The sequence below is a fragment of the Zobellia barbeyronii genome, from assembly GCF_018603515.1.
Classification (GTDB): Bacteria; Bacteroidota; Bacteroidia; order Flavobacteriales; family Flavobacteriaceae; genus Zobellia; species Zobellia barbeyronii.
The window spans coordinates 381,580-395,331 of the sequence record NZ_JACATN010000001.1; the positions used below are offsets into that span (position 1 = coordinate 381,580).

Here is a 13,752-nt window from a genome sequence, read left to right on the forward strand (position 1 = left end):
TTTTCTTTTTTTCGCTTTTTTCATAATGTTCTTCAGCAAATCTGCTTCCGGACAGAACATAAAGTTTAAAACCCTCAGCACCAATGACGGGCTTTCAAACAACTCTATAACTGATTTAGTAAGCGACAATGATGGTATGTTATGGATTGCTACTTGGGATGGGCTCAACAGCTATAACGGGAACACTTTTACGGTATACAAACATGACTTAAAAACAGCAAAATCAATAGCTGGAAACAACATTAGTAAATTAAAAAAAGACAGAAAAGGTAATATTTGGGTATTCACTAATGACAAAAAGATAAGTAAATACATTGGCAACAATAAATTTCAAAATTTTGTCTTCGATGCTACTCCACAAAATTTAATGGTTACCCAAAATGGTACTATTGGGGTTAGAACCGATAAAACTAGCTATGAGTTTATAGATGGTGAGTTCAAAACGACCCAATTTGTTGAAGAAAAAAAGGAAGATGAAAGCATTTTAAAAGGCATTTTACTGAACAAATACCCAGATGTTATTATTAATGATGTCCTTAAAGATAAGTCTGGACATATCTGGTACGCCACAAGAAGAAATGGTGTTTATATCATTCCCAATAATACCGATAACCGTAATAATGAACAGGTAGATCATTATTTTCATGACCTATACGACCCTCATAGTTTTAACAGTGACGAAGTAGAAAAAATATACGAAGATGCTTTTGGCAACATATGGCTTGGACACAAAGATGGCGGACTAAGCATGGCCTATAGTGGTTCTGAACAGATTACGACCATTGTACCGCACCCAAACAAATATCCACATTTACCCAACGAAACTATCCGCGCAATAACTACGGATTTTGACAGTCGTATTTGGCTTGGCTATTATACAAAAGGCATTTTCCATTTTGACCAAAAAAAGAAGTGCTTCGTAAAGTATAACCTAAACGAAGCTCATGACAATTCTGACTGGGACCGTATTCGCTCACTATACACAACCTCTTCCGGAGAAATCTGGGTGGGTACCTACGCAGGTATCATTAGAATAAAAAATAATGGTTATCAACTATACGAATCAAAAAACATTGCCGAACTCCCCAGTGACAGAAATTATTCTTTTAAAGAAGATAATGAAGGTCAGCTATGGGTAGCTTGTTGGAGCGGTGTGGCTAAATTTGATTTTAAAACGGATAAATTTCAATATTTCAAAGGGCAAGAAGCACTAAGTCCATACAACATCAGAAATATAGAATATGCAGATGGAGAACTCTTAATCAGCACGGAAAATGAGGGTCTTATTCTTTTAGATATTTCTACAGGAGCATTAAAAAACATTACCGTAAACAACGGTATTTCAGGCAACAGTGTTTATTCTTCTATTAAGGACAAACAATCTGGTTATTATTGGATTGCAAGCCTGGGCGGCATCAGTATTTACGATAAAAACGAGGGTCTTATTCATCACATTTCCGAAAAGGAAGGACTACCGAGCCATATGGTTTATGGCCTGCTTTTAGATAGTGACAAAGTATGGATAAGTACCACTAAAGGTATTGCCACAATAGACCGGAACAATTTTTCGGTAACGTCTTTAAATATGGATGAAGGATGGCAAGCTAGGGAATTCTCCGAAGGAGCCTATTACCAAGATCGAAAAGGAACCTTGTTCTTTGCAGGAATCAACGGTTTAAACCATTTCTCTCCCGCTACCCTGAACATAACAAAAGAACTGCCCAAACTTAAAGTACATATTGATGATACCCGCGATTTTTCTGAGGGTATCATAAAAAGCTACAAAGACAATTCAATAGATATTACAATAGAACCCGTTGTTTTCACCAAAGACCCTAATAATAAGATACTTTACAGGCTATTGGGATATGATGATAGCTTTCAAAATTTCAACAACTCTCCTATCCATTATACAAATCTGCCCGATGGCGAATATATTTTTGAGGTAAAAAATTCCTTAGCCAAAGACCTTGCCTTTAAAAGCATACCTATAATTATTAACAAACCGTTTTACAAAACCACCTGGTTCTTTATTTTACTACTGGTAACTTCCTTTATAACCTTTACCAGTTGGGTACTAGTCAGAAACCAAAATATTGCGAAAAATCAAAAAAAATTAGAACTTAAAATAGAGGAAAGAACTGATACTATAAATCGCCAAAAAGAACGTCTAATAAAGGTTAACCATACATTAGATGAAAAAAACAAAGAGATTAACCGCCAAAGGGAAGAACTCTTAAACTCGTATCATCAACTTAAAAATGAAGATTTTGAAATTGAAAAATTCAAAACCTTTGTCTTATCTGAATTTAAAGAACCGGTTTCTAAAATTATTGAGAGCTCCAAAGAACTGATTGAAAACGAAAGACTAAAACAAAATATAAACAGCGAATCCAATAAGCTGATAACGTTACTTTCTGAATGGGATTATCTAACCAATTCAAAAGATATTGGCGAATTAAAAAAATCCGCCACCAAAATAAAACAAACCATAAAAGTACTTATTGATGGTCTCTCTATACATGCTAAAAAATCTAAAGTAAATCTAGATTATTCCCTAGACATACAAGATCAATGGATTGAGTTGGACTCCCTCCGCTTTAAGTTATTTTTCAAGTATCTTTTTAATGATATTCTAAAGTATATTTCTAAAAGCAGTTACTTAAAAGTAGTCGTGAGAACAAAAGATGACTCCCTAGAACTTCTTATAGAATCTAACAGCAAGGTTCTTGCTGATAATTTTTTCAGCATACAGCATTATAGCCCGTATTACAAAGCAGCAAATACTTTATTAACAGCTATGGACGGAACGCTCACTGTCAACAATGAAAATAACTTAACAATTTTGGCGTATCTACCAATTAAAGTAGTTGACACCCAAAATAACAAAATTGAAGAAGTACTATGGAAGCATCTTGACCTTAACCAAAAACTACCGTCAGACAAAAATAATATTCTCGTCTTCTGTAATGACAATGACTACCTACCCGCATTTCAACTGTTTGACGACCAAGAAAACAATTTGGTTTTTGAACGAACCACCTCTGCTATTTCTTCAGCTATAAAACATGTAAACATACATTGTTTAGTCCTATACAACATTCCTGTTGACGAACAGCTGGTACAACTCTTTCATCTTATAAAGAACAGTACCGCACAAACTACCTTACCAATTATTTATATATCGGAAGATATTGATCACTCCTTACGCGTACAGACTACTGAGCTTGGCGTAGATGCCTTTATTCAATTGCCTGTTAGTAAATCTTTTATTCAAAGTAAAACAACAAAACTCTTATCCGTAAGGAAAAAATATGCGAGCAATACATCTAAACAGGTATTTTTTGAAACACCATTTGATGACGACAAAAGACTATCCGTAAATGAAAAACTAGCAAAAAAAGCATTAAACCTTATAAACGAAAACCTGAACAATCCCTCATTTAACGTTCAAAAGCTACAGGAAACCCTGTTCGTATCAAAAATAAAATGCTACCGAGCATTTAAAGAAGTATTGCAACAGTCTCCTTCTGACGTGATTATAAAACTACGTCTACAAAAAGCGGAATATCTTCTCAAAAACCACACCTTAAACATTTCAGAAATTAGTATGGAATGTGGCTTTAACGACCCCAAATACTTTAGCCGCCTTTTTAAGAAAAATTTTGAGTGCAGCCCAAAAGAATATCGTGCAAGAATAATGAAGGTTTAATGTTACCTACATATTATTACAATGTTACGCTATAATTATTGTAACTAAAGTGCACTAAAAAGAAACAATCCACCCCCTTTTTTGAGCCATAAGTGCACCTTTATGATTCCTTTTTCATCTGGTAAAGCATTGTCTCCAACTACTTTTGGTTGATAACCAATTTTAAAATTTTACCTAAATGAAAAAAGTATACTTAGTTCTGCTAATAGCATTAGGATGTATTTCCTTTTCTTATTCGCAAGTAACAGTAAAGGGAACGGTAGTTTCCGAAACGGACGGAATGCCCATTCCATCTGCATCAATTATTTTAAAGGGAAATACCCAAGTAGGCACTTCTACTGATTTTGACGGTAATTTCTCATTGAACCTTTCCGAAGAAAACGGAACGCTCGTAGTTTCTTCTTTGGGTTTTGCTACCAAAGAAATAGCATATTCTGGAGATGACACTATAAACATATCTATGAGCGTAGAGGCCAGTTTCTTAGATGAAGTAGTACTTATAGGCTACGGTTCATCTAGAAAAGGGGATTTAACCACGGCCATTGCCACAGTAAACAATGTAGAAAGTATTGCTTCTAGGCCCGTATCCAATGTTACCGAGTTTTTACAGGGTAATGTTGCCGGTGTAACCGTAATGTCTCAAGGAGGAGACCCTACCGCTAGCGGTAACGTAGTTATTCGTGGACTCGGAACTTTTGCTAATGAAAGTCCACTTACTGTAGTAGATGGTGTACCTTATTACGGCCCTGCAATCAACCCTAATGACATAGCATCCGTTTCTGTTCTTAAAGATGCGGCATCTGCAGCAATATATGGAGCTCAAGCTGCTTCGGGCGTTATCGTTATACAGACCAAAAAAGGAAAGACAGGCAAACCTCGTATAACAGTAGATTACTACGGTGGTATGCAAGAAGCAACAAACCTACCTACTCCGCTAACAGCCCTACAACAGTCTCAAGTTTACAATACGGCGGCTGATAATGCGGGAACCCCAAGACAGTCTGCTCATGATGCAGAACAGAATCCTTACGGACAAGTAAACCGTACCAATTGGGTAGATGCTATTTTTAGACCTGCAGGCATCAACAATGCCAACGTAAATATTAGTGGCGCAGGAGAAAGCATGAATTACCTAACCTCTTTTGGATATACTAAAAGAGATGGCCTTTTAGAGGGAACAAGTTCTGAGCGCTATAATTTCAGAGTGAAATCAGATTTTGACCTTTCCGATAAAATTAAAATAGGCGAAAACGTTTATTTCTCACGAACTGAAGCTGTAGGTACCAACACAGACAACCCATATTCCGGTACTATTATAAATGCAATTTATATGCCTTCTGCTTCTCCAACACGTTATGCAGACGGAAGTTTTGCAGGTGTTGCTCCTGAAAGCCTTTCGCAATTTGCCGGGGCATACGGAGATGTTTATAACCCATTGGCCTTGCTATTGAGACCAACAACCTCTGCGCCTACCAACTTTTTGAATGCCAATGTCTTTTTAGAGTATAATATTGTGAACGGTCTGTCTTTCAAAACAACTTATTCCTATAGTTACACGAATTCAGAATACAAAAGGTTTCAACCCAGAGTACCAGAACTTGGGCGTTCTAACCCCAACAACTACCTTGAACAAAGCAACGCAACCACCAACCGATGGGTATGGGACAATCAGCTAAGCTACAAGAAGTCATTTGGCGACCACAATCTTGATGTTACCGCCATCTATTCCTCTCAGCATACTGATTTTGAAAAACTAACCAGTAAAGGAGAAGGTTTTAGTAACGAACAAGCTTTTAATCAGTATTTATCTAATGCTTCCGTTATACGGAACCCTAGCACGGAGGTGTATGAAGATGCATTGACATCCGCTATAGGAAGGGTAATGTATAATTACAAAAATCGTTATTTTATTTCCGGCAGTATTAGAAGAGATATGACTTCTCGCTTGGCCGCAAACAACCAAGCGGACAACTTCCCTTCCGCTACAGTAGGTTGGAGGTTATCAGATGAATCTTTTTTTAATGTTGGCGCAATCAATGATTTAAAATTTAGAGCATCTTGGGGGCAGATTGGAAACATCAACTCTGTAGGTTACTATTCTTTTGATGTTCCGTTGAACACTACCGTAGTGACTATTGGCGAGGATGCATCATTTGATGATAAGGGTGCTTTTGTTGGAAAACAATCTAACCCAGATTTAAATTGGGAAGTATCTGAATCAATCAACTTTGGTCTGGACGCAGCTCTTTTCAACAACAGCTTAAGCCTTACTTTTGATTACTTTGAAAAAAGTACCAAAGGAATGATTCTTCCCGGTCTTGAAGATCTTAACCAAGGCACCAGTGCTGCCGATGTAAACGGTGGAGAAGTTAAAAACAATGGTTTTGAAATCTCCGCCAGCTATTCTAACAAAATAGGGGATTTAGATTTTACCGTTAATGCCAACACAAGTGTTCTTGACAATGAATTGGTAAACCTTGACGGGTACAACAAAAGTGGTATAGATTTTATTGCACATAGTGACAATGTTAGAGGCGTATTAAGGCCCTACCGTTCAGAAGTCAACAGAGCCCTATACTCGGTATACGTAGTGCCTCAAGTAGGTATTTTCCAAAACCAGGCAGAGATTGATGCTTATGCAAAAGATGGGGGCCTAATACAGCCCAATGCTCAACCTGGAGATTTCAAATTTACCGATAGTAATGATGATGGTAAAATAGATGACAATGACAAGGTTTTCTACGATAGCTACCAACCAGATTTCACGTACAACTTTGGTTTGAATCTGAACTACAAGAACTTTGATTTAGGCATGTTGTTCCAAGGTGTTTCCGGTGTTGAAGTCTTTAACGGTTATAAGTTCTCTACTTACAATGCCTCACTATCAGGTTACAACCTAGATAACAGAGCATTAGATGCATGGTCTTCTTCCAATACAGGTGCAACTACACCTAGATTATCAACTAAAGACGATAATCAAAACTTTGGTCTGGCCTCTAGCTGGTATCTTGAAGATGCTTCGTATTTAAGAATGAAGAACGTTACGTTGGGTTACACTATAGATGACCGCATCATGCGTACTGTATTGCCTGGCTCGTCTTTACGTTTCTACATTTCTGCGGAAAACCTATTTACAATAACAGATTATACTGGTATTGACCCAGAGGTTGGCGGTAAAGGATTAGATATCGCCCGGTACCCTCTTTCTCGAACAATTACAGCAGGATTGTCTTTATCTCTTTAACTAAAAAACATCTAAAAAAATGAAATTCAATAGAATAAAAACAATGAGTTTGCTAATAGGTTTCGCCGGCCTTAACCTAATTACATGCTCGGACGATTTTACAGAGGTCACCCCTTTAGGCAGCACCTCATACGCCAACTTTTGGGCTTCTGAACAAGACGCTTCGGAAGCGGTGAACACTATGTACGCCTATATGACAGATCAGGAAATGTTCTCCAGAGGATTCTTTTGGTACATTAATGCTTCCGATGACATGATTACGGGCCGTATTAAAGCTTCCGCGGATAATATCAAAGATTTCAACATAACAGGAGGCGAAGGTGGCTATACCTCAACATGCTACCCCAATAGCTACAAAGTTATTCGTAGGGCCAATGATGTTATTTTGAACATCCCAAATATGGACATCAGCGAAACACTAAAAAATCAATATTTGGGCGAGGCTTACTTTATGCGTGCTTTCAGTTATTTCTGGGTAGCTCATACCTACGGTGATGACGGAAACAACGGAGGCGTTCCTATTGTCACCGAAGCTAATATGAACGATGAACCTGGTAGCTACTCCAGACCTGCCAGTGTAGTTGAAAACTACAAACAGATAGAAGCAGATTTAATGAAAGCCGCAGAACTGTTACCATTGTTCACAGACTATTCATCCGAGAACTATGGGCGTCCGCATAAAGATGCCGCATTGGCATATATGGCCAAAACCAATCTTTATTGGGCACAATATGACGCCGCTAGATATGCCGAAGTTGTAAAATATGCGGATGCGGTTACCAATAGTGGTTCGGGAAGGGCATTGATCAATACGGGCAATCCATCTCAAGATTACCGTGAACTGCACAGCAACTTGAACAATTGGACCAGCGAGTATATTTGGTCCGTAAATTCCGGAGTAGACAAAGGCAGTATCCTTACAGGGGTTATGCTCGAAAACAAAGGCTGGGGTAAATACAATGGTTGGGGCTATTACACTCCTTCCGAAGGCCTGTACAATGAATTTGAAGATGGTGATGCTCGAAAAGCTGTAACCATTTTGAATTTTGGTGATGATTTCACATTTTTTGGTGAGGCTAGAAGATACCAATCAGAAAACTCTTTATCTGGTTTTCAGTTCAACAAATACATGTACGAGTTTCAGTTCGAAAACCCTATTGGCACTTATCTCAATAGTAATGGCGATGACCCTTCTACTATTTACAATGTTCCTTTAATGCGCTACGCGGAAGTGTTGCTCATGAAGGCTGAAGCACTTATCATGGATGGTAAAAATGGAGATGCTCCATTAAATATGGTTCGCGAAAGAGCTGGGCTTCCTACCATTACCAATGCAACCATGGTAGATTTAAAACATGAACGACGCGTTGAGCTTGCCGGTGAATTTGCCAACAGACATTTTGATTTAGTCCGCTGGGGCGATGCCGCAGAAACATATGCCGAGCCAATTTACGGACGTATTTACACAGATCGCTCCAACCCTGATTCGCCTTACACATCAGAAATTGTTTGGCCCACAAGAAATTTTGATGCTTCCTACATGAATGTTTGGCCCATACCCAGTACAGTTATTGAATCATCTGGAATCCCCCAAAATAAAGGATGGTAGAAGTTAGTTCGTTAGTTTAGTTTTTTTTATGAAAGAGTGTCTCTTGATGAGACACTCTTTTCTTAATTTTATGATATGTACAGATTTAAAACAAAGTTCTCTTTCTTATTCTTCCTTTTTTGCGTCACCATGCTTAAAGCACAGCAAAACAGAAAAACATTAATTCATTCGCATAACGATTATCTTCAAAATGTACCGTTTTGGAAAGCTTATTCAAATGGACTTGATATTATGGAAGCCGATGTTTTTCTTAAAAATGGCAAACTGAACATCACTCATACAGAGGCCGAAATTATTGAGGGCAACACATTACAAGTGCTTTACCTAGAACCTTTAGAATATGCTATTGAAAACCATATAGGAGACCCAACTGGCCTTATGATAATGTTGGATATAAAGTCCGATGCCGGGCCTACTTTAAAAAAAATACTTTCCGTACTCAAAAAATATCCTGAAATCACCTCAAGACCTGATTTAAAAATCGTCATTTCTGGGCATAGACCCAACCCTGAAACCTATGATTCCTACCCTGACTATGTTTATTTTGATCATCAAAAGCTAGAAAGCAACCTAGATCCTGATGATTGGAAAAAGGTAGCTTTTATAAGCGTTAATTTTAAAAACTATTCGGAATGGAACGGCAAAGGTAGACTCACCCAAGAGGATTATAAAAATGTATCCGAAACTATAAAAAAAGCTCATGACCTCAACAAGCCTTTTCGTTTTTGGGGCACACCAGATTCCAATACTGCTTGGAAGGCCTTTTCAGATTTAGGTGTTGATATCATCAATACAAATATGCCCCATAAGACTGCCACTTACTTAAACTCCCTTGAAAAACGCACCTATAAAAATACAGTAAACTCAGAAGTGTACCGTCCTACTTATGCCACGGACCAAAAAGACACGCTTATTAAAAATGTCATTCTGCTAATTGGTGATGGTAATGGTCTAAACCAGATTTCATCAGCTATTTTGGCCAATGGAGGTGAACTTACCCTTTCGCAATTAAAGAGTATCGGTTTTCTAAAAACTCAATCTTCAGATGATTTTACTACGGATTCGGCCGCGGCTGGTACAGCATTGGCTACAGGCACTAAAACCTACAACAGAGCTATTGGACTCAATCCGGAAAGGCAACCTATTGAGAACATGCCAGAGTTTTTTTCAAAACATAATTTTGTATCCGGCATCATAACTACCGATCATGTTACGGGAGCAACCCCCGCATCTTTCTTCGCACATCAAAAAGACCGTTCCGATACGGAGCTTATTGCTAACGACCTTTTAAAAAGTAACATTTCACTTTTTATAGGAGGAGGAGCTGAAGATTTTACATTCGATTGGAAAAAAACCGATTTCACGCTGCTGAACAATATTAGCGAAATAGGTAAAAATCAATCCGACAAAGTAGGTCATTTTCTTTCCGAAGGTGGTGTACCTAGTGTACTTGAAGGTCGTGACAACGCGCTTGCCATTGCAACAAAAAATGGTATCGACTTTTTGAATTCCAAGAACAAACCCTTTTTCTTAATGGTTGAGGCAGCCCAAATTGATAGTAATGGACATTACAATAACGTAGGCGGTATTGTTACCGAAGGAATTGACTTTGATAGGGCCATTACCGAAGCAGTGAAATTTTCAGACGCATCAGGCAACACTTTGGTAGTTATTACCGCAGACCACGAAACCTCTGGTTTTAGCATTCCACAGGGCAATCTAAAAGAAAGTATAATTGAAGGAACTTTTACTACCTTCGACCACACCGCCACTATGGTTCCCATATTTGCTTATGGTCCACAATCGCAGTCTTTCCAAGGAATTTATGAAAACAGCGATTTATTTGAAAAGATCAAAAGAGCGCTTAACTTAGAGGGCAACTAAAATGTAACCGACCATGAAAAGATTCAAAGCACTCGATGTATTTCGGGGATTGACCATTTGCTTAATGATCATTGTAAATACGCCTGGAGACTGGAACATGACCTTTTCACCCTTGCTACATGCCAACTGGCATGGCTTTACCCCTACCGATTTGGTTTTTCCTTCTTTTCTGTTCGCGGTCGGTAACGCCTTTGCCTTTGTAAAGACCAAATGGGCAGACAAACCCTTATCCCAAGTTTTCAAAAAAATAGCAAAGCGGACTTTAATTATATTTCTGCTAGGATATACCATGTATTGGATTCCCTTTGTTTCTTGGACAGAAACCGGAGACCTTGCTGCTATTCCTTTTAGCGAAACAAGAATACTTGGGGTTCTACAACGCATAGCCCTCTGTTACTTCATTGGTGCCGTGATGATATACTTTCTAACCAATAAGCAACTGATTATAGCCTCGGTAGTGATACTTCTAGGGTACTGGGGTGTACTGAGTGCTTTTGGCGATTATACTTTAGAAGGAAACTTTGCAAGGACAGTAGATCACTTTTTTTTAGGAGACAATCACGTATATATGGGCAACGGTATACCGTTTGACCCTGAAGGTCTTTTAAGCACCCTGCCCTCCATTTGTAATGTGCTGGTGGGCTATCTTATAGGTAAGTATATTATTGACGGTGGTATGAACTACGAAAAGCTGGCAAAAATGCTGCTGATGGGCGCAGGTTTATTGGTTGTAGCTTATCTCTGGGACCTAGGCTTCCCTGTAAATAAAAAACTATGGTCAAGTTCGTTCGTGGTACTTACCGTAGGTCTTGATATTGTGGTATTGTCAATACTTATCTATACTATTGATTTTGTGAAGAAACCAGTTAACTATAACTTTTTTGAAGTATTCGGAAAGAATCCGCTTTTCATCTATCTGCTATCGGAATATGTGGCCATTGGCATGCATTTCATTCGAGTTGATGGAGAACAAAGTCTATTCAACTATGTATATCAAAAAGGATTTAGCTGGATAGGCCCTTACTTTGGATCTTTTGCCTTTGCCCTAGTTTTTATGCTCTTTTGCTGGAGTATTGGTCTTTGGCTAGATAGAAAGAAGATTTATATAAAGGTGTAGGTTACTAGAAATACTTAAATAGACCCCATTTATATGTGGTTTTAATTGACCTTCTATTTCAAATAGGAAAACAACAAAGCCCGCAATAGCGGGCTTTTAAAATTATATGATTGCTATTTTGATAGCTTATTTAGTTGCCCAAGCAAAGATGGCAACATCAACAGCTGTACCGTTGAAAACATCATCTTCAGCAGTAGTAAGAGCTGTTTCATCAACAATTACGTTTGCAAGAGGTCCTGCATCCTTCATATCAACGTTAGTATCGTAACCAGTAAGACTAACGTTAGTTAAAGTTGCACCAGAAGTAGCTTTAAATTGAAGACCAGTTCCACCAACAGTAGAAACAGCAGTAAAGTCAATCAATTTTGGATTACCATTAGCTTTATCAGCTTCAACAGCAGTAGAGAATCCTTCTTTACTATGAACAACATAAGAAGTAGTTACTGTACCGTTCCAACCTTCTGTCCAGTCAATAGAATCATCTTGGTTGTTCTCAAAGTAAAGGTTAGAAGCAGAAACAGTTCCACCAAAGAACTCAACACCGTCATCATCACCATCTATCATAGCAACGTTGTCAATAGTAGTTCCAGAACCTACAGCATACAATGTAAGACCATTGTATTGAGACTCAGCATTAATCTGCGCTCCAGCATTCTCTATAATCAAGTAGGTAATAGAACCAGAGTTGTCATCATCTGCAGTACCACCGTATTTAAAGTTACTTACTTCAGCAGTAGCATCTACACCAGCTGTTGTAGTAGCATCTCCCAAAATAACTAAGCCACCCCAATCACCAGCGTTACCGTTGGTAGATGTCATTACAACTGGGTTTGCTTCAGTACCTTCAACCATAATCATACCTCCTTTTTGAACAACTATAAAAGTTTCAGTTTCATCACCAGACTCAACTTGAGCACTGATTTTAGTTCCAGCAGGAATAGTTAAAGTAGCTCCGGACTCAACACTTAAGCTTGTAGACAAAAGGTAGCTTATAGAAGCATCTAATGTACGATCGCTAGTTACAGTTCCTGTTAAAATACTGCTTTCACCTGCAGAAGTATCAGTATTCACCCAGTCAAAAATTGCAACATCTACACTTGCATTGTTGTTGTAAGTACTTTCTGGATTTCCAGCTTCACCTTCAATAATAACGTTAGCCAAAGGACCATCATCTTTCATATCTATAGAAGTATCATAACCGCTCAAAGAAAGACCAGTGATTGTTGCACCTGAAGTAGCTTTGAACTGCAAAGCAGTACCACCAACAGTTGAAACAGCTGTAAAGTTTATCAATTTAGGGTTTCCGTTATCCTTATCTGCTTCAACAGCAGTAGAGAATCCTTCTTCTGTATGTAATACGTATGCATTTGTAACCGTACCGTTCCAACCTTCTGTCCAGTCAATAGAATCATCTTGGTTGTTTTCAAAGTAAAGGTTAGAAGCAGAAACAGTTCCACCGAAGAACTCAACACCATCATCTTCACCATCTATCATAGCAACGTTGTCAATAGTAGTTCCAGAACCTACAGCATAAAGTGTAAGACCGTTATATTGAGACTCTGCATTGATCTGAGCACCAGCATGCTTAATGATTAAATACTTAATAGAACCTGAGTTGTCATCATCAGCAGTACCACCATATTTGAAGTTACTTACCTCAGCAGTAGCATCTACACCAGCTGTTGTAGTAGCATCTCCTAAAATAACCAAACCACCCCATTCTCCTGGCTCACCACCAGTAGATTGCATAGTTACAGGTGCAGCTTCAGTACCTTGAACATCAATTTCACCACCTTTTTGAACAACAATAAAAGTTTCGGTCTCATCACCAGACTCAACTGTTGCGTTAATAACTGTACCTGCAGGAATTATTAATTTACCCCCAGCTTCTATACTGTAGCTTTTTTCTAAACTATAAGTTTTAGTAGCGTCAAGTGTTCTCTCTTCTGTTAAAACGCCCGTTAATTTTGTTCCTTCTTCTGACGCATCACACGCAGTACAAGATCCACCGCAATCTACACCAGTTTCATCACCGTTTTTAACACCATCGGTACACGTAGGTGTTTCCCCGTCAGGACCTGCATCCGGAGCATTGTCATCACTACTACAGCTCGCAAGGGTAATAGCAGCGACCATTGCCAATACTTTTACAAAATTTGTTGTTTTCAATTTCATAATAAAGACTT

General features: G+C 38.4%; 6 protein-coding genes. 5 read left to right on the forward strand and 1 reads right to left on the reverse strand.

Going from position 1 to position 13,752, the window contains the following annotated elements; all coding sequences use genetic code 11:
- Positions 1-25 precede the first annotated feature (25 nt).
- The 5 genes from HW347_RS01530 to HW347_RS01550 all read left to right on the forward strand — a co-directional run bounded on the left by HW347_RS01530 (position 26) and on the right by HW347_RS01550 (position 11,566).
- Entirely contained in the window at positions 26-3,712 is a 3,687-nt protein-coding gene (locus tag HW347_RS01530; RefSeq protein ID WP_214610198.1) for an AraC family transcriptional regulator, read from the forward strand.
- 178 nt (positions 3,713-3,890) lie between these two features.
- On the forward strand, positions 3,891-6,956 hold the full coding sequence (locus HW347_RS01535; protein WP_214610199.1) for a SusC/RagA family TonB-linked outer membrane protein: 3,066 nt from the start codon (positions 3,891-3,893) through the stop codon (positions 6,954-6,956).
- Between the two features lie 19 nt (positions 6,957-6,975).
- Positions 6,976-8,565, forward strand: a complete 1,590-nt coding sequence (locus tag HW347_RS01540; RefSeq protein ID WP_214610200.1) for a RagB/SusD family nutrient uptake outer membrane protein — start codon at positions 6,976-6,978, stop codon at positions 8,563-8,565.
- Positions 8,566-8,640: 75 nt separating this feature from the next.
- Positions 8,641-10,449, forward strand: a complete 1,809-nt coding sequence (locus HW347_RS01545; protein WP_225901792.1) for an alkaline phosphatase — start codon at positions 8,641-8,643, stop codon at positions 10,447-10,449.
- A gap of 13 nt (positions 10,450-10,462) precedes the next feature.
- Positions 10,463-11,566: an acyltransferase family protein gene (locus HW347_RS01550; RefSeq protein WP_214610201.1), complete on the forward strand. Its 1,104-nt coding sequence runs from the start codon at positions 10,463-10,465 to the stop codon at positions 11,564-11,566.
- A 126-nt stretch (positions 11,567-11,692) separates the two neighbouring features.
- On the opposite strand, the gene HW347_RS01555 is transcribed toward HW347_RS01550, so the two are convergent.
- The gene (locus HW347_RS01555) at positions 11,693-13,741 is read right to left on the reverse strand and encodes a hypothetical protein (protein ID WP_214610202.1); all 2,049 of its coding nucleotides are present in this window, start codon (positions 13,739-13,741) and stop codon (positions 11,693-11,695) included.
- Positions 13,742-13,752 lie beyond the last annotated feature (11 nt).

Coding starts and splice junctions, on each gene's coding strand:
- HW347_RS01530 (WP_214610198.1), top strand. CDS start 26: ATGTTCTTCAGCAAATCTGCTTCCGGACAGAACATAAAGTTTAAAACC.
- HW347_RS01535 (WP_214610199.1), top strand. CDS start 3,891: ATGAAAAAAGTATACTTAGTTCTGCTAATAGCATTAGGATGTATTTCC.
- HW347_RS01540 (WP_214610200.1), top strand. CDS start 6,976: ATGAAATTCAATAGAATAAAAACAATGAGTTTGCTAATAGGTTTCGCC.
- HW347_RS01545 (WP_225901792.1), top strand. CDS start 8,641: ATGTACAGATTTAAAACAAAGTTCTCTTTCTTATTCTTCCTTTTTTGC.
- HW347_RS01550 (WP_214610201.1), top strand. CDS start 10,463: ATGAAAAGATTCAAAGCACTCGATGTATTTCGGGGATTGACCATTTGC.
- HW347_RS01555 (WP_214610202.1), bottom strand. CDS start 13,741: ATGAAATTGAAAACAACAAATTTTGTAAAAGTATTGGCAATGGTCGCT.